This window comes from Actinomycetospora lemnae (assembly GCF_028737315.1).
Classification (GTDB): domain Bacteria; phylum Actinomycetota; class Actinomycetes; order Mycobacteriales; family Pseudonocardiaceae; genus Actinomycetospora; species Actinomycetospora lemnae.
On the sequence record NZ_JAQZAO010000003.1, the window covers coordinates 476,264 to 501,383 of the forward strand.

A 25,120-nucleotide genomic window follows, 5' to 3' on the forward strand; every position below is an offset into this window, starting at 1 on the left:
GGGTGAGGGTTCGGGCGCCCACCTCACGGGTCTGTCGGAGGACGGGCTCACGTGTCGGTCGGGGGACGACCTGACGTGTCGTTGGCCAGCGTGGGGTGACTATGGCATGGCGGCTGCCGCTGGAGTGAGCGTCCGGTCCTTGAGTCGGTAGCTGGGGCCGTTGATGGCGACGACGTCGCAGTGGTGGAGCAACCGGTCGAGGATGGCGGTGGCCAGGACCTCGTCGGTGAAGACCTGGCCCCACTCGGAGAAGGCCTTGTTGCTGGTCAGGATGATCGTGCCGCGTTCGTAGCGGCGGCTGATCAGCTGGAAGACCATGTTCGCCGCGGCGCGGTCGCAGGGCAGGTAGCCGACCTCATCCAGAACGAGCACCGAGGGCCGTAGGTAGGTCTGGAGCTTCTTGGCGAAGCGCCCGGCGGCTTCGGCGGCGCGGAGCTGGCGGACGCAGTCGTCGAGGCTGGTGAAGTAGATCGAGGGGCCGGCTTGGCAGGCGGCGACGGCCAGCGCGACCGCGATGTGGGTCTTGCCGGTGCCAGGTGGGCCGAGCAGCGCCACGTTGCTCGCGGTGCTGGCTGCGGTGCCTTGTCGGGGCAGGAACGGCAGCGCGGCGAGGTCGCGGACCTTGCGGGGGTCGAGGTCGGGTTGGAAGGCGAAGTCGAACTCGTCGAGGGTCTTGTGGTGCGGCAGCCCGGAGAGCTTGAGCGCGGTGCGCAGGCGTCGTCCTTCGCGCAGGCCGAGTTCCTCGCCGAGCAGCAGGTCGACGAACTCGCGGTAGCCCATGGTGTCGGCCTCGGCGCGGTCGACCAGGGTCTCGAGGTGCTCGGCCAGGTGTGGGAGCCCGAGGCGGGTGGCGTGGTCGTGGATGCGGGTGGTGACCAACTCGGTCATGCCGCACCGACCAACGACTGGTCGCGCTCGGCCGTGTGCTGGGGCGGGGCGAGCCCGGCCAGGGCGTCGTAGTCAGTCAGCGGGCGGTGGACGACCTTGACGGCGAGCCCGGCCATGGCCTCCGTGCGGACCGTCGGGGCCGGCTCGGGGACCTCGGGGGCCGCCGCGGCGTCGCTTGTCGCGTGGGTGGCCTCCACGGTGGTGGCGCGGGTGTGACCGTCGGGCAGCTCTGCCCAGTGCGCCGGATCCACCACCCGCTGCCCCCGCTGCCCGGCGCGAGGATGACGGCCGAGTTCGATCGCGGTGCCGTTCGGGCTATCGAGCGGCAGCCGTCGGATGACCAGCTCGGTGGCTTCGAGGCGGACCTCGACCCGTTGCCCGGCCTTGGTCGCCCGCCCGTCGTCGGCGCGGGCGGCCACCGAGTAGGACGACCCCTCGAAGGAGATCATCGAGTCCCGCCCGACCCGGCGCAGGTGCGACTCCGAGACCAGCAACGGCCGCGCCGGCACCGTCGCGAGCGCGGCGTGATCACGGGCCGCACGGAGCCCGATGACCTCGCCGTGGGTGCGATGGGTCTGGGCCCGCCGGATCGGCACCCAGCGCTCGAAGGCGGCATCCAGCTCGACCAGCGAGGTGAACTCGCGTCCGGCCAGGACGTGCTCACGTGCGATGAGGACCTGGCGTTCGACCCGGCCCTTGCCGGTGGGTCGGTAGGCCGCGAGCACGTCGATCGAGAAGCCGTAGTGCTGCGCGAACGCCGCCACTTGGGGATGCAGCGGCACCGCTTGGCGGGGGGCGACGTGACGGCGGACCACGGTCTTGGTGCGGTCGTAGACGATCGTGGCCGGGACCCCGCCGAAGTGGGCGAACGCCCGGCGGTGGCAGTCGAAGAACGTCGCCAAGTCCTGGGCGTGGGTGAAGCACACGAACGGGTCCCGCGAGTAGGACAGCGTCATGTGGAACGAGTAGACCTTCCGCCGCCCCGCCGGGGTCTCGATCATGCCCTCGTCGCCCCAGTCGACCTGGGCCTGCGCGCCGGCGGTCACCTCGAAGCGGCGGTGCAACGCCGGCGGCCGCTCACTCGGGTCGGCGGCGAGCTCGAGGCGGACCCGGGCGTCGCGGACGTAGTTCTTGATCCGCTGGTAGTGCCCGGTGAACCCGTAGTCGGCCACGAGCCGCTCGTGGATCACCGACGCCCGCAGCCGCGGCTCGGTCTGCAGCCAGGTGTCGATCACCTCCACGAACGGGTCGACCAGCCGCGGCTGAGTCCCCGCCCGCGACGGCGCCCGCGGCGGGCCGACCGGGGCGTCCGGCGAGAGGTACTTACGTGCGGTGCGCCAATCGCAGCCGGCCTCGGCCGCGATCTCGGTCCACGTCGCCCCTGCCGCGCGTAGCGGGGCGAACCTCCTGATGTCCATCCATGCCTCCACAGGCAGGATCACGGGCGACCCCCTCCGGGCTGGTCTGCTTGGCGGCTGACAAGCCCGGAGGGTGGTCCCTCCCTGAGATGAGCGATCGGTCCGACGCGCCGGACCAACGACATGTCAGGTCGTACCTACAGCGACACGTGAGCCCGTCCCCGCACAGGGTCCCCCTGTCCACAGCGACGGTCGCAGGACTGAGCCGCCGCGAAGCCGGCACTCCGAACGCCGCGGCCCCCGGCCCGCAGTGGCTCGGCACCAACAGTCACTTGAAGCCCACCCGGCACCACGGCGCAGGCGCGAAGCATCGCGCGGAGGCGCCGCGCTCTGATGGTCATGTTCGTGATGAGCTCGCGGAAGCTGAGGGTGCGGCCGAGGTCACTCTGCTCGCGGACCAAGATCTCATCTCGTGGTGCGGATCGTGGGCGAATTGGAGGCTATGAGCGGCTCGTGGAGCCACCAGAGGCAGGCGAGCGAGAGCATAGGCCCTGGTAGAAGCCCCGAGACACGACTCAGCGCGTTCCTACAAGCCGTCGGGTCATGGGTTCGACGTCACCGCGTCGGGAGCGCCCGTGATGAACCATCTCGCGCTCGCCCGAGCCATGGCTAGTTCCGATGTCCCCGCGGTGGCCGATGCTTCTCCGCGCCCGCTTTGGTGAGGTTGCTTGCGGAGGTGAGGCCTGTGGCCACGCGGTCGTCGTGGTGGACGCAGTACCAGAAGGAGCGTGCTAGCCGAGAACGCCAGGCGCGACGGAACGCTCAGGTCGAGGCTCAGGTGGCCCGCGAGCTCGAGCGGGAGAAGCAGCGGGCGGAGCGACTAGAGCAGCAGGCCGCGAGAAAGAACGAGAGCGCTGCGCTGGTGCTACAGCACGAGGAGGGCTTCAAGGAGGCCGAGTCGCTCACCAGGGAGCTCGAGGCCGAAGTGGCCGAGCTGCGGCAGCTGTTGGCCCGTCACCTCGCCCAACGCCGACACCTAGCTCTAGACGATCTCGCACCGTTCCCTGAACTGCCGACAGCGCCTGTGGAGCCAGCCGTGGAGAACCCGCCACGGTGGGTCGACTTCGAGCCACAACCTGGTCGCGGCCTCTGGCGACGGATAACTCGAGCGGAGCGCACGTTCGCCGAGGACAGCTTCCATACGGCTACGGCGCGGTGGCAGAAGGAGCGGGAAGAACAACGCTCGCGGTATGCGGAAGAAATCTCGGCGTATCACAGCGCGCTTCATCAAATACAGACGCAAGTCGACGAGGCCGAGCGTGACCGACTACGTCTGCAAACAGCCGTCACCGATCGTGATCAGGAGGGCGTGGCTGAGCTCGTGTCCCGTGCTATCGACCTGGCGCACCTACCGGAACAGGTTCGGTGCGGACAACAGGTGGTATTTCGACCAGAGCATCGGCAGGTCGTCGTCCAGCTTGAGCTTCCGCCAGCGAGCGAGGCTGTTCCGGGCCATCACTCGATTAGTTATGTCAAGAAGACACGCGAGCTCAAGCGAACGCCTCGTCGCCGAGACGACATGGCTGGGCTCTACGCTCTCTTGGTTGCACAGATCGTCTTGGTCTGCCTTGACCAGTGCTTCCTTCTTTCTGATCTTGAAGGGGCGTTCGACAGCATCATTCTCAACGCCCATGTCGAAGCGGTCGATCCCTCCACCGGTCACGATATTCATCCGTGCTTGGTCTCTGTGGAAGCGGATCGAGAATCATTCTTGTCGGTCAACCTCGCACGGGTCGACCCGATTGCTTGCTTGAGGAATCAGCTCAACGCCGAGGTCTCGAAGCGCCCCATGGAGCTCGAGGCGGTCGAGCCATTCCTTGAGTTCGATAAGGCGAAGTGGCGAATCGGCGACCCCGCCGACCCTCTAGTGGGCCTTGATTCGAAGCTTGACCTTCTTGCAATACATCATCGACGGTTCGAGAAGCTGGTCACTGATCTTCTGCGCGCAATGGACCTCATCTCCTACAATACTCCGCAGTCCAACGACGGCGGCGTCGACACTGTCTCGTTCCATAAGCATATCGTCAGTGGTGGCGAGTTCGCAGTACAGTCCAAGCAGTACAGAAGGGCGGTGCCAGTCAAGGACATTCGCGAACTCGCGGGCGTCGTCGACGTGAGGAGGGCTACTCGCGGGTTTCTCGTTACCACTGCATGGGCTAGCCCCATGGCGAAGGCTTTCGCACGCGAGAACAATCGCGTTCGCATCATCGAAGGAGGCGAGCTAAAGTATCTCTTGAGGGAGCACCTTGGCATCGAGGCAAAGATAGAAATCGACGCTCAGGAATCCTAGCTGCCTGCTGCTATGAAGCTGTGGAAGCCCACGCTGGGGTGGAGATGGACGCACGAGTGGAAGCCTCACGCGGTGAGGGCTGCGTCGAGGAGGATGGCGGCGCCAGCGTGGAGCTCGCCGCGGCTGACGTAGGTGTTCTTTAGGAAGTCGGCCTGGCCCATGAGGTCAGCCTTCATGCGGTCGGTGAAGGCGATCTCGTCGTCGAGGATGGTCGCGTAGGTGCGGCGCCAGGTGTGGGGCGTCATCCAGTCGAGGCCCACCTCCTCGCGAATGGATCGCAGCGTCCGTCGAACGTTGGACGGCCAGCGGTATGTGATGTGGCCGTCGCGGCCGGCCGCTGGGAACAGCGGCCACCCGTCCTCGCCCGGCTGCGCCAGACGTTCGCGGAGAAGGTCCGCGGCGAACCGGGGGAGCGGGATGACGCGGAGGGCCGCTTCGCTCTTGCCGTCGTGGCGCACGAGGCCCTTGCCCTTCACCCACGTCACGTTGCCGGCAATGCTGACTACTGGGACGTGCAGTGGGCCATCATGTCCGCGAACCGGCACCCCGTCGAGGTTCACGTCGAGCCTGCGAACCGCGAGCGCCTCGCCGATGCGCAAGCCGGTCCCAAGTGAGAAGCGCACCAGCGCAGGAAGTTCTGCCGCTCGAGCGACTCTCTGAAGGCGGCGTACTCGATCGTCGTCCGAGTCCTGGTCAAACCAGTCGAGCAAGGCCTGCCGTTCGTCGACGGTCAGCCCTCGGGGCTTCTTCTTGGCCTGGCCTCTCGGCTGCTCGATGCGGTCTAGTTCGCGGACCGGGTTGGCCGGAAGGGCCTCGTGGAGCACCCCAATCTGGAGGACGCCGCTCACGATCGATCGCAGCGTGCGGCGGGTCGACGGCGCGTAGCGGGGCTCAAGGGCCTCGAGGAAGGCGTCAAGGCGCGCAACGGTGCACTCGCGCAGTTGGAGAGCGCCCAGGGCCGGGAGGACCGTGCGGTTGAGGTGGTAGGCGTACAGCGCGTGCGTCGAGTCCTCGCGCTTGCGGTCCACCTTCGCGAGGTACAGCTCGGCCGCCTCGTGGAAGCGAGATGCCGGCGTCAGACCGCCCCCGTTTCCGACCTTGCCTCGCTGCCGCTGCTGGATGAGCTCGTGCAGGGCGGCCTTCGCGGCGGTCTTCGACGGCCCGTGCTTGCGGAGCCGACGGGTGACACCGTCGTGGTCGCGGAAGCGGCAGCGAGCGACCCAGGAGCCGGGCTCTTCCTCGGCGACGGAGATGGTCCCGGGGGTGCCGAGCGGGAGGGGTGGACGGGCCATGTGGAGCGCCTCCGGAGGAGTTTCCGGCCCGTGAACGGACCGTCGATCTCCTGGAGGGAAGCACTGCAGGCCCGACACCTGCAACGATGGGTGCGCCGTCAGGGACTCGAACCCCGAACCCAGTGATTAAGAGTCACTTGCTCTGCCCATTGAGCTAACGGCGCGTGATCGGGAACCTTAGCAAAGCCAGGATCTCGATCCGACAGCGGGTGGGTCCCGCCGCCGTCCGGGTGAGTGACGGGACTTGAACCCGCGACACCTGGGATCACAACCCAGTGCTCTGCCAACTGAGCTACACCCACCATGGCGACCCTCCGGGCGTCCCCGGTGAGCTGTGACCAGCCTACAAGCCGGTCGCGAGGCGGTTGCGACCGGGACACCTCATCCGTGGCGGGGGAGGTCGGGGGCCGGCGGCTGCGGCACCGTCGTCGTCACCCGACGAGCGCCCGGAGGCACGCCATGACCGACACCCCGTCCCGCAAGGCCACCCGGCCGGCCGGCGCGACGCCCTGGTGGCGCGCCGGCTGGGTGCTCCCCGCGGTCCTGGCCGTGCTGGTGCTCGTGTTCATCCTCGAGAACCGCGACCTGGTGACGATTCGGCTGCTGATCCCGGTCGTCGTGATGCCCCAGTGGGCGGCGCTGACGATCACGCTCGTCATCGGGATCGTCATCGGGCTGATGCTGCGGCGGCGACGGCGGTGACCGCGGCTCAGGCGGCGTCGCTGAAGTGGTAGACGACGTCGTCGAACGCCGAGGTCGGGAAGACGAACAGCATGCGGACGGGTCCGGTACCGGCGGCGCGCACACCGTGCTCGACGTCGCCGGGCAGGTGCACGACGGCCCCGGGCCCGACGGACACCTCCTCGCCGCCCACGTCGACGACCGCCTCGCCCTCGTGGACGTAGTAGACCTCGGGGGCGCTGTGGCGGTGTCGCGCGAGCCAGCCGCCGGTCTCGAGGACCGCGACGCCGGTGGTGACGGCGTCGGGGGCGGTGTCGGCACCGTCGACGAGCAGGCACCAGCGCAGCTGGCCACGGTCGTCGTTCCACACCTCCCACGTGCAGTCGTCGGGGGTGGCGACGCGGCCCGGGGCGTTCTCGGAACCGAGCGTGGTGACGGCGTGCGGCATCGGCGCTCCTCACTGGGGGAGGCAGGGACGGACGGCCCCTCGGTGCTGGAGGCGTGGCTGCCGGGCTCCGGGATACCGGGTGCGGGCGTCACCCAAACGTGGTCGTCACGCCCCGGGCGGTGGCGCCTGCCCGCCCGCGGGCCCGGGCCGGTCGGCCGCGGCGGCGACGACGCCCGCGCGGTCGTCGGCGACGACCGATGACGCCGCGGCCTGGGCCTCCTCGGTGGTCGGGCCCGGCATCGGCACGAACGCGGTGCGCCGGTAGTACTCGAGCTCGCGGATCGACTCGCGGACGTCAGCGAGCGCCCGGTGCGCGAGCCCCTTCTCGGGCTGCGCGTAGTACACGCGCGGGTACCAGCGCCGGCACAGCTCCTTGATCGAGCTGACGTCGACCATGCGGTAGTGCAGGTAGCCGTCGAGCTCGGGCATGTCGCGGGCGATGAAGCCGCGGTCGGTGGCGATCGAGTTGCCGCACAGCGGCGCCGATCGGCCCTCGGGCACGTGGGTCCGTACGTAGTCGAGCACCAGCTTCTCGGCCTCGGTCATCGTCACCGTGGAGCGTCGGACCTCCTCGGTCAGCCCCGACTTGGCGTGCATGTCGCGCACGACGTCGGGCATGGCGTCGAGCGCGGCGTCGGGCGCGTGGATGACGACGTCGACGCCCTCGCCGAACGGGACGAGGTCCGCGTCCGTCACCAGGGCCGCGATCTCGATCAACGCGTCGTTCCGCAGATCGAGGCCGGTCATCTCGCAGTCGATCCACACCAACCGGGGACTCACATGACCGACCCTAACGTCGCACGAACGATCGAGCCCCCCGACCGTCGATCACGAACGGTGCGAGCAGCCCCGGGGTGACGTCCTCGACCAGCTCCAGCGCGCGGGCGACGTCGACGTCGAGCACCTCGTAGCGCCCCCGGCCGGCCGCCGTCACCGCGTGCAGCGTCACGAGCCCGGCGCGCCGCTGGGTGAGGCTCTGCTCGAGGCGCCAGCCGATCACCCCTCCGCGACGCAGCACCACGGTCCGGCGCACCCACGCGCCCTGCCGCGCGACCAGCGCCGACGGCGTCAGCGCGTGCCCGAGTGACCGGATCCGGTCGACGGCCAGCAGCGCGGCCCCGCCGAGCAGGACCGGCACGAGGACCTCGTCGCCGGGGACCCGCGGCAGGATCAGCAGGACGGCGGCGACGACGAGCGCCGGCCCGAGCCCCCGGGTCAGGCGGCGCACCAGCGCGGCCCGGGGATGGCGGACGAGACGGGTGCGGGTGGCCTCGTCCTCACCGACGCCGAGCACGCCCGCGGCCACCCGGTGCGCCTCCCGCCGCGGCATCGCCGGCCCGACCGCGCCGACGTGCTCGCCGGCGCCGTCCGCGCGCAGCCCCGTGGTCAGGGCGAGCGGGCGCGCGCCGCGTCCGAGGCGCACGAGCAGCGGCTCGTCGAGCTCGACCCCGCGCACGCGCCGCCCCTCGAGCGAGAGCGTGCGGCGCGTCAGCAGCCCGCGGCGCAGCACGAGCCCACCGTCGTCGGCACGCGTGAGCCGGTAGCCCCACCAGCCCTCGACGAACACGACCGCGGCGCCGACCACCGCGGTGACCAGCAGCGCCACGGCGCCGAGCCAGATCGGCGCGCGGCCGGCGGTCTCCTCGAGCACCTGCGGGCCGGGCCGGATCGAGAACTCCTCGGCGAGCCGCAGCAGGCCGAACCAGACCGCGCCGACCACGGCGAGCGCGGAGAAGGTCAGCGGCGCGAAGCGCACCCACGTCCAGCGCAGGCGGGCGAGCTCGGGCGCCGCGGGCGCGTCGGGACCGACCGGCACGGCCTCGCGCAGCAGCAGCGCCCGCAGGCGCTCGGCCTCGCCGCGGGCGACGGCGTCGAGGGTCAGCTCGGCGTTCTCGCCGCCCTCGCGCCGCCCGGTGCCGACGCGCACGACGGCGAGCCCGAAGAGGCGGTGCGCGGGGTTGGCGGTGAGGTCGGCGGTGCGGATGCGGTCGCGGTGCACGCTGTGGTGGTGGCGGCGCAGCAGGCCGGTGCGCAGCTCGACCCGGTCGGTGCCGATGCGGTAGGTCGTCGTGAACCACCGCGAGACGCCGTAGAGCATGACCGCGGCCGCCAGCGCGAGCCCGCCCCACAGCCGCCAGCGGTCGTCGGCGGTGCCGCCGGTGATGGCGATGACGAGCAGGACGGGCACCAGCTTCGCCAGGTCGACGATCGGGTGCACGACGAGCATGCGGCGGTCGAGGCGCTGCCAGGGCAGGTCGCTCACGGTCGTCACGTCGCGTCCCCGCCGAGGTGCTCGGTGGCGCGGGTGAGGCGGTCGGCGAGCACGACGGCGTCGCCGGCGTCGAGGCCGTCGATGGTCAGCGCGCCGCTGGACGACGCCGTCGTCACCGTCACCGACGAGAGGCCGAACGCGCGCTGCAGCGGGCCGCGGTCGGTGTCGACGGTCTGGACCCGCGAGATCGGGGCGATCCGCCACTCCAGGCGCAGCCACCCCGACAGCGTGTGGACGGCGTCGTCGGTGATCTCCCAGCGGTGCAGCGCGTAGCGCACGCGCGGCACGACGAGGGCGTGGGCGACGCCGACGACGAGCGTGAGGCCGCCGGTGACGAGCAGGACGTCGGCGACGCGCGGCCAGAGGGCGGCGGCGACGACCTGCGGCGCGAGCACCACGAGCGTCCCGATCGCCGACCGGAGCGCCCACCAGCGCCGGGCGCGCGGGCTGACGCGGTGGGCCGGCGTGCGCAGCCGCGCGCCGCCCGACTGCGGCGTCGTCACGGGACCAGTCTGACCGATGCGCGCGGGCGCCCGCCGGATGTGATCGAAGTACCGATACGGACGTTGAGTGTCAGCGACGGGACTTCGCTGGCACTCACGAGGCCGACGACGAGCCCAGCTCCTTCTTCAGGATCTTGCCGGTGTTGTTGCGCGGCAGCTCGTCGAGGAACTCGACGTCGCGGGGGGAGGCGAATCGGGCCAGGTGGTTCTTGACGTGGTCGCGCACCTGATCGGCGTCGACCGTGGCGCCCGGCTCGAGCACGAGGTAGGCGGCGAGGCGCTGCCCGTACTCCTCGTCGTCGACGCCGATGACCGCGGCCTCCTTGACCCCGTCCATCTCCGCGAGCAGGCCCTCGACCTCGCCGGCGTGGATGTTCTCGCCGCCCGAGACGATCATGTCGTCGGCGCGGCCGGAGATGAACAGCAGGCCCTGGCGGTCGAAGTGGCCGAGGTCGCCGGTGCCGAGCATGCCGTCGACGATCTCGGTCTCCCCTCGCCCGCCGGTGTAGCCGGTGAAGAGCATCTCGTTGCCGACGAAGATGCGCCCGGTCTCGTCGGCGGGGAGCTCCCGGTCGTCGTCACCCAGGATCTTGACGACGGTGCCGGCGGGCGGCCGGCCGGCGGTGCCGGGCTCGCTGCGCAGCTCCTCGGGCTTCGCGATCGACGCCCACGACACCTCGGTGGAGCCGTAGAGCATGTAGAGCTTGTCGCCGAAGGTCTCGAGGAACTCGGTGACCTTCGCCGGGGGCATCGCCGACCCGGTCGCGGTGACGGTCTTGAGCGCCGAGACGTCGTAGCGCGCGATGACCTCCTCGTCGAGCTCGAGGATGCGCTGCAGCATCACCGGCACCGCGAACATGGCGGTGCAGCGGTGCTGCGCGAGCTGGGCCAGCGCGTCCTCCGGGTCGAACTTCCGGCGCAGCACCAGCGTCGACCCCATCAGCGAGCCGATCTGGAACGCGGCGAAGCCCCAGGTGTGGAACAGCGGCGCCGATACCAGCGCGGGCTCGCGCGCGGTCAGCGGGATGCGGGACAGGATCGCGTTGACCGGCCCGATCCCGCCGATCGAGGGCCGCTCGGCGCCCTTGGGCGTGCCGGTGGTGCCCGAGGTCAGCACGATCGTCTTGCCGATCGGCGGCTTGGTCGGCAGCTCCTGCGAGCCGTCGGCGCCGATGAGGCCCTCGAGCGTGTCGTCGCCCCAGCAGCCGGTGCCCTCGGTCCACGCCCAGATGCGCCGGACGTCGGACGGGACCTCGTCGAGGCGGTCGGCGAGGTCGGCGTCGGAGACGACGGTCGTGATCTCCTGCTCCTCGGCCACGGCCTTCATCTGCGCGGGCGAGAGGCCGGTGTTGAGCAGGACGACGTCGGCGCCGAGCTTGCTCACCGCGAGGATCGTCTCGATCGGGCCGCGGTGGTTGCGGCAGAGCACGGCGACGCGGCTGCCGGGCCCGACGCGGCGGTCGGCGAGGGCGCGGGCGAGGCGGTCGGTGCGCTCGTGGATCTCGCGGAACGTCAGGGTGCCGCGGTCGTCGATGATCGCGACGCGGTCCGGGTGGCGCCAGCGCGAGACGACGTAGGCCGTGGTCGGCGTGAACCCGTAGCGGTACAGCGCCGTCGGGAACATCGCGAGCCGGTGCGGCGGGATCGGGGCGACGACCCCCGCCCCGGTCAGCAGCCGCAGGCCGGTGGCGAGCTCGGTCGGGGTGCCGAACGGGGTCTTCACCAGTGCACTCCAGGGAGAAGTCGGGCCATGGCCTGGGCGCCACGCGAGAGCGGGCCCGTGTCGAGCGTCCGCGCGTCGTCGTGGCTCGGGGGGTCACTACCCTCACGCGCCGCCGCCGACTCCGGGAACACCCGGTACGCGACGTGCATGACGGCGTCCTTGATGCTCGGCGTCAGCGCCCCCGCGACCGCCCCGAACGTGCCGAGCGCCGTGCCGACGTGCTTGGGCCGGTCGACCAGCGCGTGCATCACCTTGTCCGCCGCCTCCTCGGGGGAGTCGGTGGGGAACGCGTCGTAGATGCGGGTCGGGGCGATCATGGGCGTGCGCACCAGCGGCATGTGCACGGTGGTGAACGTGACGCCCTCGCCGAGCACCTCGGTGGCGACGATGCTCGCCCACGCGTCGAGCGCGGCCTTGCTCGCGACGTAGGCGGAGAAGCGGGGCGGGCCGGTCTGCACCCCGATCGAGGAGATGTCGACGATGTGACCGAAGCGCCGCTCGAGCATGTGCGGCAGCAGGGCGAGCGTCAGGCGCACGGCGCCGAAGTAGTTGATGGCCATCGTGCGCTCGAAGTCGTGGAAGCGTTCGAGCTCGAGGCGCACGCCGCGGCGGATCGAGCGGCCGGCGTTGTTGACCAGCATGTCGATGCCGGTGTCGGGGCCCGCGTGGTCGTTGATCATGGCCTTGACCAGCGCGTCCACCGACTCGGCGTCGGTGATGTCGCACGAGTAGACCCAGGCCTGGCCGCCGTCGCGCTCGATCTGGGTCTTGACCTCCTCGAGCTCCTCGGTGCGCCGCGCGACCAGCAGCGGGACGCCGCCGGCACGGGCGACCTTGAACGCCGTCTCGCGCCCGATGCCCGACGACGCGCCGGTGATGACGACGCGGCGGCCCTGCAGCGGCCCGCCGGGGCGGGGGCGGCGGTGGCGGTTGGGGTCGAGGTGCTCGCGCCAGTACCCGACGAGCGCGGCGGCGTACTCGCCGATCTCGGGGCTGCGGATGCCGCTGCCGGCGAGCTCGGCGTTCGTCTTCTCGGCCGTGAACCGCGCCCCGAACGTGAGGTGCGGCAGGACCTCGGGCGGGATGTCGAGCTCGGCCAGGGCGATGTCGCGGGCCGCGGCGAGCGCGGGCACGCGCTGGGCGAGGTCGGCGCCGCGGCGCACGAGGTCGCCGACCCCCGTCGGCATCGTCGCCTGTACCTGCGGCGCGCCCAGCGGCGCGGCGAGGGCGTTGTAGACCTCCGACAGCGGCTGCGGGCGCGGGTGCACGAGGTGGAACGCGCGGTGGTCGAGGCCGGGCCGGTGCACGAGGTGGACCATCGCGTCGGCGACGAAGTCGACCGGGACGACGTTGGTCGCGCCCAGCTCGGGGATCGCGAACCGCAGCGCGCTCGGCAACCGACCGAGGAGCGAGATGGCCGTGAGCAGGTAGTACGGCCCGTCGACCTTGTCCATCTCGCCGGTCTGCGAGTCGCCGACGACGACCGCGGGCCGGTAGACGCGCCACGGGACCGTCGACTCCTCGCGCACGATGCGCTCGGCCCGGTACTTCGTCTCGTGGTACGGGTTGCCGAAGCGCTGCCCGACGTCGAGGTCGTCCTCGGTGAACGTGCCCTCGTACTCGCCGGCGACGGCGACGCTCGAGACGTGGTGCAGGCAGCCGACGCGCAGGCGCGAGGCCAGCTCCACGACGCCGCGCGTGCCGTCGACGTTGGCGGCGCGGTTGGTGTCGTCGTCGGCGGTGATGTCGTAGACCGCGCCCAGGTGCAGGACGTGGTCGACGCGGCCGGCGAGCCCGTCGACCTCGGCGTCGTGCAGGCCCAGGCGGGGGCGGGTGAGGTCGCCGACCACGGGCACGACCTTGTCGTGGCCCGGGGTGTCGGCGAGGCGGCGCAGCAGCCGGTCGCGTGAGCCCTCGCGCACGAGCGCGTAGACGGCCTCGCAGTCGTCACGGGCCAGCAGGCGCGCGAGCACCATCCGCCCCAGGAACCCGGTACCGCCGGTCACCAGATACCGCATGGCGGAGGATCGTGGCACAGGCCACGACCACCCGCCACGTGTGGTTACCGGTCGGTCACCGCGCTGACCTCACCGTTCGGGGTCGGCCATCTCCTCGACGTCGGTCTCGACGTCGTCGCCGACGGCCTCGACCTGGTCGGTGGTCTTCTGCTCGCGCGGCTTGTCGGGGTCGAGGCCCTCGACCAGCGCCGCGTCCTCGTCGTACTCCTGGACGTAGCGCTGCTCGATGTCGGCGGCGTCCTGACGCTGCTCGCTCATGGACCGGAACGGTAGGGGGTAGGAAGGCGGGGTGCCCGACGACGTGTGGGACCTGCCGCCCGAGCAGCAGCGCGCCCTGCGCCGCGCGGAGGACGTGCGCTACCGGGCGCCGATGCTCGCGACCCTGTCCAAGGAGCATCCGCCGGGGGCCGGCTGGGTCTTCGAGCGCAAGCTCGACGGCGTCCGGGTGATCGCCACCCGCGAGCGGGGCGAGGCGCCGCGGTTGTGGTCGCGCAACGAGAAGCCGATGGACGCGAGCTACCCCGAGATCGTCGAGGCGCTCGACGCGCACGGGCCGTCCCGGTTCGTGCTCGACGGCGAGATCACCGCCGCCGACGGGACGTTCTCGAGCCTGCAGGCGCGCATGCACCTGCAGGACCCGAACCGGGCGCGGCGCACGGGCGTGGTGGTCGAGGCGCACCTGTTCGACCTGCTCGTGCTCGACGACGTCGACGTGACGCGGCTGCCGCAGTCGACGCGGCACCGGATCCTCGACGCCGTCGTCGGGATCGAGGCGCCGCTGTTCCGCTCGCCCGCGCTCGAGGGCGACCCGTCGGACCTGCTCGCCGAGGCGTGCGCCGACGGCTGGGAGGGGCTGATCGCCAAGCGCAGCGACGCGCCGTACGTCGTCGGCGGGCGCAGCCGTGACTGGCTCAAGCTCAAGTGCGTCCGCGACCAGGAGTTCGTCATCGGCGGCTGGACCGACCCGTCCGGCTCGCGGCGGGGGCTCGGCGCGCTGCTCGTGGGCTACTACGCCGACGGGCAGCTGCGCTACGCCGGGAAGGTCGGGACGGGGTACGACGCGGCGACGCTGGTGATGCTGCGCGACCGGCTGGACCCGTTGACGGTCGCGGAGAGCCCGTTCGTCGACGCGGTGCGGGAGAGGGGCCAGCACTGGGTGCGCCCCGAGCTGGTGTGCGCGGTCGGGTTCGGCGAGTGGACCACCGACGGGCGCCTGCGCCACCCCCGCTACCAGGGCCTGCGCGAGGACAAGGACCCCGCCGACGTCGTGCGGGAGCAGTGACCTCGTTCCCCGACCACCTGCGCCGGTGGTCGGCGGCGCACGGCGGGATCGAGCCGCGAGGTCTCGTGCTCGGCTGGCTGCGGGTGGTGCACGTGCTGGTGCGGCCGCTGGCGCGCCGGCGGGTGCCGCCGTGGGTGCTGACGCTCGCGTCGCTGGTGTGCGGGGTGGCGGTGCCGCTCGCGGTGCTGCTCGGCCGGTGGGGGGCGCTCCTCGGCGCCGTGCTGGCGGTGCTGTGCGCACTGCTCGACGGGCTCGACGGCGCGGTCGCCGTGCTCACCGACACCGCGACGGCGTGGGGGCGGGTGCTCGACCAGCTCGTCGACCGGGTCGGCGACGTGGCGTTCCTCGTGGCGCTGGTGCTGGCGGGCGCGCCGGGGTGGCTCGCGGTCGGGGTGGGGACGCTGACGCTGCTGCAGGAGTCGGTGCGGGCCTCGGCGGCGCTGCCCGAGGTGGGCGTGGTGAGCGTGTGGGAGCGGCCCTCGCGGGTGATCGTGACGTCGCTGGGGCTGCTGGGCACGGTGCTGACACCCGGGCTGCCGGTGGCCACCGTCGCGGTGGTGATCGCGGCGGTGCTGGCCGTGGTCGGATTCGTGCAGGTCGTGGTGACGGTGTTCCGCCGCCTGACCACGTGAGCGGACTTTCGAGCTATAGCTCCAATGTTCGCTCACGGACGACGGTGGGCCCCTCGTGAGTAGTTGCCACGCCTATACGCGTGCCGACTGCTCACGTGCGAGGCGGGCGGTGATCTCGGCGGAGAGGGTCACGAGGGGGAGGCCGCCGCCGGGGTGGGAGGAGCCGCCGACGAGGTAGAGCCCGGCGACCGGGGAGCGGTTGGCCGGGCGCAGGAACGCCGCGAGGGCGCCGTCGGACGACGTGCCGTAGATCGAGCCGCCGGGGGAGAGGGTCTCGCGCTCGAGGTCGGCGGGCGTGCGCACGGTGCACGAGCGGATGCGGTGGCGCACGTCGAGCCCGCGGCGCGCCATGACGTCGAGGATGCGCTCGGCGTAGCGCGGCGCCAGGCCCGGCGCGTCCCAGTCGACGCCGCCCGCCGGGTCGTGGCGCGGGGCCGTGACCAGCACGAACCACCCCTCGCCGTCGTCGTCGCGGCGCAGCGCGGGGTCGTCGGGGGCGTGGACGTAGACCGTCGGGGACGACGCCGGGACCCGCGAGCGGTAGGCGTCGAACTCGGCGTCGTACGCCGCGCGCGAGGGCGGGAAGAGCACGCGGTGGTGGGGTGTGGCGGGGTCGCGGCCGGCGAGGCCCAGCAGCAGCACGAACCCCGACGACGACGGCGTGGTGCGCGCGAGACGACGGGCCGACGCGCGGTGGGGGAGGAGGCCGCCGGGCCCGTAGACCGTCGACGCGTCGGCGTTGGCCACCACGACGTCCGCGGCCAGCCGCTCCCCGGCGTCCAGCCGCACGCCCGAGACGCGGTCGCCGACGGTGTCGATCGCCGTGACCCGCGCCCCCGTCCGGAGCTCGACGCCGAGTGCCCGGCAGCGGTCGGCCACCGCCTCGGCGAGCCGCCGCAGCCCGCCGCGGACGTACCAGGACCCGAACTGCTGCTCGACGTACGGCACGACCGCGAGCGCCGCCGGCGCGCGCCGGGGGTCGGAGCCGGAGTACGTCGCGTAGCGGTCGAGCAGCAGGCCCAGGCGCTCGTCGCGCAGGTAGCGGTCGCCGACCCCGCGCAGGCTCCGCCACGGGGCGACGGCGAGCAGGTCGCGCACCCGCAGCGAGAGCCGCGCGAGCCCGCCGGGGGAGACCGGCGACTCGAGGAAGTGCTCGTGCGTCGCGTCCCAGACGCGCTGCGCGTGCGCCAGGAACGCCTCCCACTGGGCGCCCGCGCCGTCGCCCAGGGCGTCGTCCATCGCCGGCGCGATCGCCGGCCGCTCGCCGGGCAGGTCCAGCGCGACCCCGTCGCCGAACCGGTAGCGCGCGGCCACGTCGAGACGCTGCAGGTCGAGGACGTCGCGCAGGGGCGCCCCGGTGTCGGCGAAGAGTCGCTCGAGCACCAAGGGCATGGTGACCAGCGAGGGCCCGGTGTCGAAGCGGAACCCGTCCACCTCGACCGTGCCGAGCTTGCCGCCGACGCGCTCGGTCGCCTCGAGCAGCGTCACCTGCTGCCCGGACGCGGCGAGCCGCGCGGCGACGGCCAGCCCGCCGAGCCCCCCGCCGACGACGACCGCGCGCGTCATGCCGCCCGCGACGGCGTCTCGGCCACCACCGGGCGCCCGCGCCAGCGCAGGGTGCCCGCGCGGCGGCGGCGCCAGGAGTCGATGGTGAGCGCGGCGACCGCGAGCACCGAGACGGGGTGGGCGACGGCGTCGCCCGGGCGCGTGCCGGTGCGCCGCGCGGCGAGCACGCGGCTCGCCACCCCCGCGAGGTAGCCGACCAGCCCGACCCGCGACCCACCGAGGGCCGCGAGCGCCGGGACGACGTGGACGAGCGCCAGCAGCCCGACGATCGCCGCGGCGCGCGGGCGGGTGCCGAACGCCGCCCACAGTGACTTCGTGTAGCCCGCGCGCACCTCCACCGCCCCGTGGTACATCCGGCACTCCGCGACCCGTGTGCCGTCGGCGACCACGCCCCGGCGGCCGTGGCGCTTGAGCGCGCGCACCAGGGCGAGGTCGTCGAGGACCTGGTCGGGCGGGTGCCCGCCGGCCGCGCGGTAGGCGCGCGCGTCGACGGCGAGCAGCTGCCCGTTGGCCGCGGACAGCGACGGGCGCGGCGAGCGCTCCGCGACGCCCAGGGGCAGCGTCGCCAGCCACGACCACGCCAGCAGCGGCTGCACCAGCCGCTCGGCCGGGCCCTCGGCGCGCTGGCGGGGGTGGGGGCTGACGAGGTCGAGCCCGGTGCGGCGCAGCAGGTCGACGGTGGCCGCGAGCCCGTGCGGCGCCACGCGGACGTCGGCGTCGACGAACACGAGGACGTCGGCGGTCGTCGCCTCCCTCGCCGCGGCGAGCTGGTGGCACGCCCACGGCTTCGCGAGCCAGCCGGCCGGCGTCGGCGCACCGTCGAGGACGCGCACGCCGAGCGCGCGCACCCGGGCGGCGGTGGTGTCGGTGGACCCGTCGTCGAGGACGAGGACCTCCGCCGGGACCGGCCAGCCCTCGACCGCGGCGAGCAGGGCCCGCACGCAGTCGACGATGTCGGCCTCCTCGTCGCGGGCGGGCACGAGCACGGCGACCCGCTCGCGCGGCGGCGGCGCGCTCGGGTCCGGGACGCGCAGGCGGCGCAGGTTGTCGACGGTGAGGCCCAGCGAGGCGAGCGCGAGCCCCGAGCCGACGGCCGTACCCAGCGCGGTGATCCTCACGTCCGCGCCCCGTGGCGTCGCAGCACCACGAGCAGCGGCACCCCGACCAGCCCCATGAGCACGCCGCCGACCAGCGCGACCGATGGCCGCCCGAAGAACACGGCGGCGGCCATCGTCGACGACAGGAACGTCCAGCACCACAGGGTCAGCGGCAGCCGGTCGTCGCCCTCGTGCGGCGCCGGGACGACGCGGTCCAGCGCGGCGATCATCAGCAGGGCGACGAGCAGCCAGCCCGCGAAGTTCGACACGGGGATGCCCGGCACCCCGGGCAGCGTCGGCCACGGCTCGAGCCAGTACCAGTGCCCGGCCTCGACCATCTGCGGGTCGAGGAAGACGTCCCAGGTGGCCAGCGCCCAGGCGCCGAGGACGGTGACCGCGCCCCGCCCGCGACCGAGCGCCGCGGCCAGACGGCGCCCGACGACGAGGGACGGGTAGGCCATCATCGTCCAGGCCAGGGGCACGACGACCGGCACGCCGAGCACCTCGGCGCCCAGCGAGCCCGTGTAGCGGTACTCGCCGAACGGCACACCCGTCGCGAGCCCGACGGCCTCGACGAGCAGCCCGCCGCCGCCCGCGACGACGACCAGGCCGACCGCCGCGGCCGGTCCGCGGGTCAGCAGGGCGTGGGACACCGAGGCGGCCGCGAAGAGCGCGACGGCGAGGACGGTCAGCGCCGGGGTGCCGCCGCCGGTGAGGGGGAACGCGATCTGCACCCCCACGACGCCCGCGCCGAGCACCCAGGGCACGGCCTGCCACGACGGCCGGACGGCGGGGCGCCGCCGGGTGACCGGGCGGGTGTGGGTCGTCGGGCTCACCGTCCCGCCCCGACGGCCAGCGGGGCGGGGTCGGACGCGGACGGCCCGGGGTCGGGCGTCTGCGCGGCGCGGGCTTCCCGCGCGGCGCGGAAGCGGCGGTCGAGGGCGTCGGTGGTGGCCCAGCCGGTGAGCATCAGCACGTGGAGCACGAACATCCACAGCGCGATCGCGACCGTGGCGCCGACGATGTCCAGGCCGCCGAACGGGATGCCGAGGTCGATCGGCAGGGCGAGGAACAGCAGGAAGCCCTGGAGGAAGCCCGCGAGCACCGCCGCGGTGCCGAACGCGCCGAGCAGCGTCGCGGCCCAGCCGGGTCCGCCGGGCGCGACGACCCGGAACCCCCAGGTCAGCACGACCCCGATGGCCACGAACGAGACGTGGAAGGCGACGACCACCTGGCCGAGCGTGCCCCAGAAGCCGCCGGTGCGGGCGAGGTCGGCGAGCAGCGGGGCGGTGACGAACACCCCGAGCGCGAGCACGGGCACGGCGAGCACCAGCGGCAGCAGGCTCACCCGCGCGCGCCAGCCGGTGAAGCGGTCGGTGCGCGGGGACAGGCGCAGGGACGCCCGGCGCAGGCCCTCGCCGTAGAACGTCGCCGGGAAGATCGTCACCAGCGCGCCCCACCACCCGAGCTCCAGCCCCGCCCGCACGAGCGCGTCGTACACCGGCCGCGCGCCCATCTCCGGCGGGACCAGCATCCGCAGGTCGGCGAGGTACCCGGCGATCGTCGCGGGCGAGGCGAGCAGCGCCGCGCCCCACACCGCGAGCAGCAGCCACGGCACGACGCCGATCGCCGCGAAGTAGGTCAGGCCGGCGGCGACGGCGGCGAGGTCACGCCCGCGCAGCGTCGCCGCCACGGACGCCGCCACCGACCGGGCGAAGGCCACCGGTCGGGACGACGAGAGCATGCGCGGCACTGCCAGGACGTACCCCGCACCTGGGGGGCACAACCGGTCACAGGAACCTCACACGTGGGCCCGGGGTCCGCCGGCGCCGACCTGCCGGACGGCGAACCGTCCTGTCCCCGGACGGGCCCGGGTCCACGTCGATCGACGAGTGGTCAGCTCGCGGTCAGCCGCCCGGTGCCGGGGCCGGCGCGCTCGACCGCGGGCCACCCCGTGTCGTGGGCCCGCTCGGCCTCCTCGGCCCGGCCGCCGCCGCGCAGCCCGAACAGCCGCTTGGCGACGAGGAGGTACGCGACGACGACGAGGTTGACCACCAGCGCCAGGATCTTCGTCGGCGTCGGCCCGTGCGTGAGCTCCCAGACCTCGGGCACCAGCAGGACCGTGGTGGCGACGAACGTCAGGTACTCGGCCCACCGGCGCGCGTACCAGAGCCCGACGGCCTCGACGGTCTCGAGGACGGCGTAGGCGAGCAGGGCGGCGGCGAGCCAGTACAGCGTCGACGAGGGCACCGCGAAGGCACGCTCGACCTCGACGAGCAGGGTCGGGCCGCCGTGACCGACCGGCCCGCCGAGCCCGGCCTGCAGGATGCCGACGATCTGGCCGGCGGTCGGGCCCCAGGCCTCGCGGTAGGTGGCGAACAGGAGCACGGCGGTCCCGAACAGGGTGAGGCCGACGACGTGCACCGTGCGGTCCAGGGCGATGAGGCGCAGCACGAACCGGTCGCGCAGCGGGCGCCCGCGCAGCGGGACCTCGACCTCGTCGGGACCGGGGACGGTGTCGCGGTCCGGGGTCGTCGGTGCCGCGCGGGGCTCCCACGCGTCGCAGCGCAGGCAGCGGTGCCAGCGCAGGCCGTCGGCGTCCTCGCGCACGAGCAGGGCGTCCTGCGCGCGCACGGTGGCCGCGTCGGTGCCGACCAGCGCGTGCCCGTGCAGCGCACAGCCCAGGAGCTCGTAGCGCAGCCTCACGGGGGCGAGGTTAGGCGGGGACGGCGGCGGCCGGTATCGCGGCGAGGACGTCCGCGGGGGTGACGGCGAGGAGCGCGGGGTCGGGGTCGTCGACGAAGCGCTCGCCACGGCGCACGGTGTCGTCGCCGAGCACGACGTGCGGCCCGCCGGGCGGCGGCCCCCACTGGGTGGGCGGGACGGGCCCGAAGAGGGTCACCGAGGGCGTGCCGAACGCCGTGGCGACGTGGCTGATGCCGGTGTCGCCGGCGAGCACGAGCGACGCGGCGGCGACGAGGTCGAGCAGGCCGGCGAGGTCGGTGCGCCCGCCCAGGTCGGCGTCGGGGGACAGGCCGGCGCGGGCGACGACCTCGGCGGTCAGCGCGTGCTCGCCCGCGCCCCCGGTGACGACGACCGCGTGGCCCTGCGCGGCCAGCGCCGCCGCGCACGCCGCGAACCGCTCGGGCGGCCAGCGCTTGGACCCGAACGCGGCGCCGGGGTGCACGACGACCGGCCCGCCGGGGACGGCGCGGCGGCCGGGGATCGTCAGGTCGTCGGCGCGGTCGCGGGCGGCGTCGGGGGTGACGAGGCCGGTGGCCGCGAGCAGGTCGCACCAGCGGCGGCGCTCGGGGCGGGCGGGGTCGTCGGTCCACGCCGGCCCATCCCAGCCCGGGGCGGCGTGCCCGATCCGCCGCCGCGGCGCCAGGGCGTCCAGCCGTGCGTGGCTCTCCGGCCCCTTCCCGTGGAGGTTGACGGCGAGGTCCGGCCCATGTGAGCAGTTGGCACGCCTATAGGCGTCACAACTGCTCACGTGGGTGGACACCTCCGGCAGCCGCGCCACGAGCGGGGCGAGGGCGTCGGGGGCGACGAGGACGATCTCGTGGTCGGGCAGCGCCCGGCGCAGCAGCCGCAGGGCGGGCACGGCGACGAGCAGGTCGCCGAGGCCCAGGTCGCGCAGGACGACGGCGGTGGGGGACACGTCCCTAGCGCGCGTCGCCGAGGCCGTCGCGCAGCTGGGCGAGGGTCTTGGCGAGCAGGCGGGACACGTGCATCTGCGAGATCCCGACGCGCTCGGCGATCTGCGACTGCGTCATGTTCTTGAAGAACCGCAGCATGATGATGGTGCGCTCGCGCTGCGGCAGCTTCTCGAGCAGCGGGGCCAGCGACTGCTGGTACTCGACCTGCTCGAGCGCCGCGTCCGCCTCGCCGAGCAGGTCGGACACGGTGCCGGAGTCCGGGTCGTCGACGAGCATCTCGTCGAGCGAGCCGCTGCGGTAGGCGTTCGACGCCTCGAGGGCCTCGAGCACCTCCTCCTTGCCGATGCCCAGGTGCTCGGCGAGCTCGGCGGCGTTGGGGGCGCGGCCGAGCGTCTGCGACATCTGCGACATCGCCGAGCTCAGCGTGACGTTGAGGTCCTTGAGCCGGCGGGGCACGCGCATCGACCACGCCTGGTCCCGGAAGTGCCGGCGCACCTCCCCGGTGATCGTCGGCACGGCGTAGGACAGGAAGTCGGTGCCGCGGGCCGGGTCGTACCGGTCGACGGCGTTGATCAGACCGAGCGTGGCGACCTGCTCGAGGTCCTCCTCCGGCTCGCCGCGTCGCGAGAACCGGCGCGCGATGTGCTGGGCGACCGGCAGGTGCCCGCGCACGAGCTCGTCGCGCAGCCGAAGACGCTCCGGCGAGCCCTGCTCGAGGGCCGCGTGCTCGGCGAGCTTCGGCATGAGGTGGTCGTACTCGCCGCGCGAGCCCTTGCGGTCGCCGTTGCGTCCGCCGTTGCGGCCGTCGGACCGGTCCTCGGTGCCCTTCTCCCGCGGCTCGGGTCGCGGCGCGGTGGTCGCGTCGCCGTCGGCGGACTGGGTACCGGTCGCGCCGGCGGTGTCGGTCATGACGTCGATCGAGCTCACATCCGTGTTCTCGGGGGCATCGGTGGGGCCGGCCTGCGCGCCGGCGGCGGGGCTCGTCACCGACCCGCGTCCCGCGGCGGCCCGGGGAGCCGGGAGACGGTGGCCCTGGGGGTGGTCTCCTCGGCGGTCCCGGTGTCGGGCAGCACGTCGGCGAGGGGGACGTCGCGGCGGCGTTCGACGATCACGCGGAGCGCGAGGCGGTGCGCCTCGCCCGGCACCGACGGCGCCTCGGCGAGCACGCGCACGTCGTCGGCGAGGACGGTGAGCACGCGCCACGCGAACGTGTCGGTCGGCAGGGTGGTGGGCCCGGTCGTGGAGACCGACGCGGTCATCACGATCCGCTCGTCCTCGACGGCGAACGTGACGGTGAGCTTGGTGTCGGGGCGCGCGAGCGCGGCGAGGCACGTGCACGCCTCGTCGACGGCCAGGCGCAGGTCGTCCACCACGTCGAGGGTGAACTCGGCCCGTGCGGCGAGGTCGCCGGCGACGGTGCGCACGGTGACGAGCGCCTCCGGCACGGGCAGCACGCGCACTTCGACGTCACGCGGCGCACCCATGCCCCGGTGTTCGGGTGGCTGGGGGCTGATCAACGCAGGTCCTCCTGGTCGGTCACGCCCGCGCGGGCGGCGGACAGACCGGCGAGGCTCCGGTCTCCCGGCGTGTACCCGGGGCCCCACCCCACAAACCGGGCCCGGAGACGCGCCACGTCGCACCGGGGGGACGTGCGCGCCGGCCGGTCTCGTGGTGTGCTGCCGGGCCGTGACCCGTCCCCGCGCGGTGCTCTTCGACCGCGACGGCACCCTCGTCGTCGACGTCCCCTACAACGGCGACCCGGATCTCGTGGAGCCGGTGCCGACCGCCGCCGCGGCCCTCGAACGCCTCCGCGCGGCGGGCGTGCCCGTCGGGGTCGTCAGCAACCAGTCGGGGGTCGCGCGCGGCCTCCTGGACCCCGCGCAGGTGGCCGCCGTGAACGCCCGGGTGGGGGAGCTGCTGGGGCCGTTCGCCGACTGGCGGTGGTGTCCGCACGGCGCCGACGACAGGTGCGACTGCCGCAAGCCCGCGCCGGGCATGGTGCTCGCCGCGGCGGCGGCGCTGGGCGTCGCGCCGGACGAGGTCGCGGTGGTCGGGGACATCGCCGCGGACGTCGGGGCGGCCGACGCCGCCGGCGCGCGGGCGGTGCTCGTGCCGACCCCGGCCACCCGCGCGGAGGAGGTCGAGGCGGCCCGCGCCCGCGGCATCCTCGCCGACGACCTGCTCGGTGCCGTGGCGCTGCTGGGGTTCGGCTCGTGAGCACGGGTCGAGCTGCGCAGGCTCCGTCTCCCGGACGCCGGGTGCTCGTCGCGCGCCTCGACAGCGACGGCGACGTGCTGCTGTCCGGGCCGGCGATCCGCGCGGTCGCCGCCGGCGCCGACGAGGTGGTGGCGCTCGTCGGGCCCCGCGGGCGGCAGGCGGCCGGGCTGCTGCCGGGCATCGACGCCGTCACGGTGTGGCGCTGCCCATGGGTGGACGGCGAGCCGCCGCCGGTGACGCGCGAGGGCACCGAGGAGGTCGTCGACGCCCTGGCGGCCCTGGGGGTCGACGAGGCGGTGGTGCTCACCTCGTTCCACCAGTCGCCGCTGCCGACCGCGCTCGTGCTGCGCCTCGCCGGCGTCCCCCGCATCACCGCCGCGTCGGTCGACTACCCCGGCAGCCTCCTCGACGTCCGCCTGCGCCCGGGCGACCCGGCGCTCGACCCGACCGTCGACCTCCCCGACGACCTCCCCGAGGCCGAGCGCGCCCTGGCCGTCGCCGAGCGCGCCGGGTACGCGCTGCCGGCGGGGGACGACGGGCGCCTCGCCGTCACCGTCGACGACGACGCGCGCCGGGAGGCCGCCACGTTGCTCGCCGCGCACGACGTCGCCGGGGACTACGTCGTCCTGCACCCGGGCGCGTCCGTGCCCGCGCGCGCCTGGTCGCCGCACCGGGCGGCCGAGGGCGTCGCGGCGCTCGCGGCGGCCGGGCACCGGGTGGTCGTGACCGGCGCGCCGGGGGAGACGGCGCTGACCGCTCAGGTCGCCGGCCGCCACGGAGTGGATCTCGGCGGGCGTACCGGCTTCGGCGCGCTCGCCGCCGTCCTGGCCGGGGCGCGGGCGGTCGTCGTGGGCAACACCGGACCCGCCCACCTCGCCGCCGCGGTGGGTGTGCCGGTGATCTCCCTGTTCGCTCCCGTGGTGCCGCCGGAGCGGTGGGCTCCTTACGGAGTGCCACGGATTCTGCTCGGTGACCAGGACGCGCCGTGTCGTGGGACACGCGCGCGGACTTGCCCCGTGCCTGGTCATCCGTGTCTCGACCGTGTGCGCGGCGACGATGTCGTCAGAGCCGTCACCACGGTCGTGTACGGAGAGTAGTAGTTCGGTGGGCGGAGTTTATCGGTTAGACGCAGAA

At 73.6% G+C, this 25,120-nt stretch carries 24 protein-coding genes and 2 tRNA genes; 6 read left to right on the forward strand and 20 right to left on the reverse strand.

What is annotated here, in order from left to right; all coding sequences use genetic code 11:
* Positions 1–99: 99 nt before the first annotated feature.
* Positions 100–888 (reverse strand): IS21-like element helper ATPase IstB, encoded by a 789-nt coding sequence (gene istB / locus PGB27_RS09175; protein ID WP_274200061.1) that lies wholly within the window; start codon positions 886–888, stop codon positions 100–102.
* Complete coding sequence (istA, locus tag PGB27_RS09180; RefSeq protein WP_274200062.1) at positions 885–2,306, reverse strand: IS21 family transposase; 1,422 nt, start codon at positions 2,304–2,306, stop codon at positions 885–887. The genes istB and istA overlap by 4 nt, the downstream gene beginning before the upstream one ends.
* 778 nt (positions 2,307–3,084) lie before the next feature.
* On the opposite strand from istA, the gene PGB27_RS09185 reads away from it, so the two are divergent.
* A complete protein-coding gene (locus PGB27_RS09185; RefSeq protein WP_274200063.1) occupies positions 3,085–4,596 on the forward strand; it encodes a restriction endonuclease in 1,512 nt (503 codons plus the stop codon).
* Positions 4,597–4,661: 65 nt separating this feature from the next.
* Here PGB27_RS09185 and PGB27_RS09190 read toward each other — a convergent pair whose 3' ends face one another.
* From PGB27_RS09190 to PGB27_RS09200, 3 genes are all read right to left on the reverse strand, one after another.
* A complete protein-coding gene (locus PGB27_RS09190) occupies positions 4,662–5,888 on the reverse strand; it encodes a tyrosine-type recombinase/integrase (RefSeq protein ID WP_274200064.1) in 1,227 nt (408 codons plus the stop codon).
* Between the two features lie 91 nt (positions 5,889–5,979).
* Positions 5,980–6,052 (reverse strand) — tRNA-Lys (locus PGB27_RS09195).
* A gap of 65 nt (positions 6,053–6,117) precedes the next feature.
* Positions 6,118–6,190, reverse strand: a tRNA-His gene (locus tag PGB27_RS09200).
* 157 nt (positions 6,191–6,347) lie between these two features.
* Between PGB27_RS09200 and PGB27_RS09205 the strand changes: the two genes are divergently transcribed.
* Positions 6,348–6,590 (forward strand): LapA family protein, encoded by a 243-nt coding sequence (locus tag PGB27_RS09205; protein ID WP_274200065.1) that lies wholly within the window; start codon positions 6,348–6,350, stop codon positions 6,588–6,590.
* Positions 6,591–6,597: 7 nt separating this feature from the next.
* Here the strand turns inward: PGB27_RS09205 and PGB27_RS09210 are convergent, their stop codons facing one another.
* The 7 genes from PGB27_RS09210 to PGB27_RS09240 all read right to left on the reverse strand — a co-directional run bounded on the left by PGB27_RS09210 (position 6,598) and on the right by PGB27_RS09240 (position 13,791).
* Positions 6,598–7,017 carry a cupin domain-containing protein gene (locus PGB27_RS09210; RefSeq protein ID WP_274200066.1) on the reverse strand — a complete coding sequence of 140 codons (420 nt, stop codon included), beginning with the start codon at positions 7,015–7,017 and terminating at the stop codon, positions 6,598–6,600.
* A 105-nt stretch (positions 7,018–7,122) separates the two neighbouring features.
* Positions 7,123–7,797, reverse strand: coding sequence for an oligoribonuclease (gene orn / locus PGB27_RS09215; RefSeq protein ID WP_274200067.1), 675 nt, complete (start codon positions 7,795–7,797; stop codon positions 7,123–7,125).
* Positions 7,798–7,807: 10 nt separating this feature from the next.
* On the reverse strand, positions 7,808–9,289 hold the full coding sequence (locus tag PGB27_RS09220) for a PH domain-containing protein (protein ID WP_274200068.1): 1,482 nt from the start codon (positions 9,287–9,289) through the stop codon (positions 7,808–7,810).
* Positions 9,286–9,792 carry a PH domain-containing protein gene (locus PGB27_RS09225; protein WP_274200069.1) on the reverse strand — a complete coding sequence of 169 codons (507 nt, stop codon included), beginning with the start codon at positions 9,790–9,792 and terminating at the stop codon, positions 9,286–9,288. The genes PGB27_RS09220 and PGB27_RS09225 overlap by 4 nt, the downstream gene beginning before the upstream one ends.
* Before the next feature lie 94 nt (positions 9,793–9,886).
* Positions 9,887–11,515 carry an AMP-binding protein gene (locus PGB27_RS09230; protein ID WP_274200070.1) on the reverse strand — a complete coding sequence of 543 codons (1,629 nt, stop codon included), beginning with the start codon at positions 11,513–11,515 and terminating at the stop codon, positions 9,887–9,889.
* On the reverse strand, positions 11,512–13,533 hold the full coding sequence (locus PGB27_RS09235; protein WP_274200071.1) for an SDR family oxidoreductase: 2,022 nt from the start codon (positions 13,531–13,533) through the stop codon (positions 11,512–11,514). Before PGB27_RS09235 ends, PGB27_RS09230 begins: the two co-directional genes overlap by 4 nt.
* Positions 13,534–13,602: 69 nt before the next feature.
* Positions 13,603–13,791 (reverse strand): hypothetical protein, encoded by a 189-nt coding sequence (locus PGB27_RS09240; RefSeq protein ID WP_274200072.1) that lies wholly within the window; start codon positions 13,789–13,791, stop codon positions 13,603–13,605.
* A 31-nt stretch (positions 13,792–13,822) separates the two neighbouring features.
* Between PGB27_RS09240 and ligD the strand changes: the two genes are divergently transcribed.
* Both ligD and PGB27_RS09250 read left to right on the forward strand, forming a co-directional pair.
* Positions 13,823–14,815, forward strand: coding sequence for a non-homologous end-joining DNA ligase (ligD, locus tag PGB27_RS09245; protein WP_274200073.1), 993 nt, complete (start codon positions 13,823–13,825; stop codon positions 14,813–14,815).
* Positions 14,812–15,447: a CDP-alcohol phosphatidyltransferase family protein gene (locus PGB27_RS09250; protein WP_274200074.1), complete on the forward strand. Its 636-nt coding sequence runs from the start codon at positions 14,812–14,814 to the stop codon at positions 15,445–15,447. The genes ligD and PGB27_RS09250 overlap by 4 nt, the downstream gene beginning before the upstream one ends.
* A 72-nt stretch (positions 15,448–15,519) precedes the next feature.
* On the opposite strand, the gene PGB27_RS09255 is transcribed toward PGB27_RS09250, so the two are convergent.
* The 8 genes from PGB27_RS09255 to PGB27_RS09290 all read right to left on the reverse strand — a co-directional run bounded on the left by PGB27_RS09255 (position 15,520) and on the right by PGB27_RS09290 (position 23,253).
* Positions 15,520–17,013 carry a phytoene desaturase family protein gene (locus PGB27_RS09255; protein ID WP_274200075.1) on the reverse strand — a complete coding sequence of 498 codons (1,494 nt, stop codon included), beginning with the start codon at positions 17,011–17,013 and terminating at the stop codon, positions 15,520–15,522.
* Positions 17,010–18,131 (reverse strand): glycosyltransferase, encoded by a 1,122-nt coding sequence (locus tag PGB27_RS09260; protein WP_274200076.1) that lies wholly within the window; start codon positions 18,129–18,131, stop codon positions 17,010–17,012. Before PGB27_RS09260 ends, PGB27_RS09255 begins: the two co-directional genes overlap by 4 nt.
* Positions 18,128–18,946, reverse strand: coding sequence for a carotenoid biosynthesis protein (locus tag PGB27_RS09265; RefSeq protein WP_274200077.1), 819 nt, complete (start codon positions 18,944–18,946; stop codon positions 18,128–18,130). The genes PGB27_RS09260 and PGB27_RS09265 overlap by 4 nt, the downstream gene beginning before the upstream one ends.
* Positions 18,943–19,854 (reverse strand): YhjD/YihY/BrkB family envelope integrity protein, encoded by a 912-nt coding sequence (locus PGB27_RS09270; RefSeq protein WP_274200078.1) that lies wholly within the window; start codon positions 19,852–19,854, stop codon positions 18,943–18,945. The genes PGB27_RS09265 and PGB27_RS09270 overlap by 4 nt, the downstream gene beginning before the upstream one ends.
* Before the next feature lie 152 nt (positions 19,855–20,006).
* The gene (locus tag PGB27_RS09275; protein WP_274200079.1) at positions 20,007–20,816 is read right to left on the reverse strand and encodes a DUF2127 domain-containing protein; all 810 of its coding nucleotides are present in this window, start codon (positions 20,814–20,816) and stop codon (positions 20,007–20,009) included.
* Between the two features lie 10 nt (positions 20,817–20,826).
* Positions 20,827–21,771 (reverse strand): glycosyltransferase family 9 protein, encoded by a 945-nt coding sequence (locus PGB27_RS09280; RefSeq protein ID WP_274200080.1) that lies wholly within the window; start codon positions 21,769–21,771, stop codon positions 20,827–20,829.
* Positions 21,772–21,775: 4 nt separating this feature from the next.
* On the reverse strand, positions 21,776–22,513 hold the full coding sequence (locus tag PGB27_RS09285; protein ID WP_274200135.1) for a SigB/SigF/SigG family RNA polymerase sigma factor: 738 nt from the start codon (positions 22,511–22,513) through the stop codon (positions 21,776–21,778).
* Between the two features lie 239 nt (positions 22,514–22,752).
* Positions 22,753–23,253 (reverse strand): ATP-binding protein, encoded by a 501-nt coding sequence (locus PGB27_RS09290; protein ID WP_274200081.1) that lies wholly within the window; start codon positions 23,251–23,253, stop codon positions 22,753–22,755.
* Between the two features lie 202 nt (positions 23,254–23,455).
* Between PGB27_RS09290 and PGB27_RS09295 the strand changes: the two genes are divergently transcribed.
* Both PGB27_RS09295 and PGB27_RS09300 read left to right on the forward strand, forming a co-directional pair.
* Complete coding sequence (locus PGB27_RS09295) at positions 23,456–23,986, forward strand: HAD-IIIA family hydrolase (RefSeq protein WP_332843786.1); 531 nt, start codon at positions 23,456–23,458, stop codon at positions 23,984–23,986.
* A 41-nt stretch (positions 23,987–24,027) separates the two neighbouring features.
* Positions 24,028–25,083 carry a glycosyltransferase family 9 protein gene (locus PGB27_RS09300; protein ID WP_274200082.1) on the forward strand — a complete coding sequence of 352 codons (1,056 nt, stop codon included), beginning with the start codon at positions 24,028–24,030 and terminating at the stop codon, positions 25,081–25,083.
* The last annotated feature ends 37 nt before the right edge of the window (positions 25,084–25,120 follow it).

Bases quoted from the DNA above. Each gene is read 5' to 3' on its own strand.
- istB (WP_274200061.1), bottom strand. From the start codon at position 888: ATGACCGAGTTGGTCACCACCCGCATCCACGACCACGCCACCCGCCTC.
- istA (WP_274200062.1), bottom strand. From the start codon at position 2,306: ATGGACATCAGGAGGTTCGCCCCGCTACGCGCGGCAGGGGCGACGTGG.
- PGB27_RS09190 (WP_274200064.1), bottom strand. From the start codon at position 5,888: ATGGCCCGTCCACCCCTCCCGCTCGGCACCCCCGGGACCATCTCCGTC.
- PGB27_RS09205 (WP_274200065.1), top strand. From the start codon at position 6,348: ATGACCGACACCCCGTCCCGCAAGGCCACCCGGCCGGCCGGCGCGACG.
- PGB27_RS09210 (WP_274200066.1), bottom strand. From the start codon at position 7,017: ATGCCGCACGCCGTCACCACGCTCGGTTCCGAGAACGCCCCGGGCCGC.
- PGB27_RS09235 (WP_274200071.1), bottom strand. From the start codon at position 13,533: ATGCGGTATCTGGTGACCGGCGGTACCGGGTTCCTGGGGCGGATGGTG.
- PGB27_RS09240 (WP_274200072.1), bottom strand. From the start codon at position 13,791: ATGAGCGAGCAGCGTCAGGACGCCGCCGACATCGAGCAGCGCTACGTC.
- PGB27_RS09255 (WP_274200075.1), bottom strand. From the start codon at position 17,013: ATGACGCGCGCGGTCGTCGTCGGCGGGGGGCTCGGCGGGCTGGCCGTC.
- PGB27_RS09270 (WP_274200078.1), bottom strand. From the start codon at position 19,854: ATGCTCTCGTCGTCCCGACCGGTGGCCTTCGCCCGGTCGGTGGCGGCG.
- PGB27_RS09285 (WP_274200135.1), bottom strand. From the start codon at position 22,513: ATGCCGAAGCTCGCCGAGCACGCGGCCCTCGAGCAGGGCTCGCCGGAG.
- PGB27_RS09290 (WP_274200081.1), bottom strand. From the start codon at position 23,253: ATGGGTGCGCCGCGTGACGTCGAAGTGCGCGTGCTGCCCGTGCCGGAG.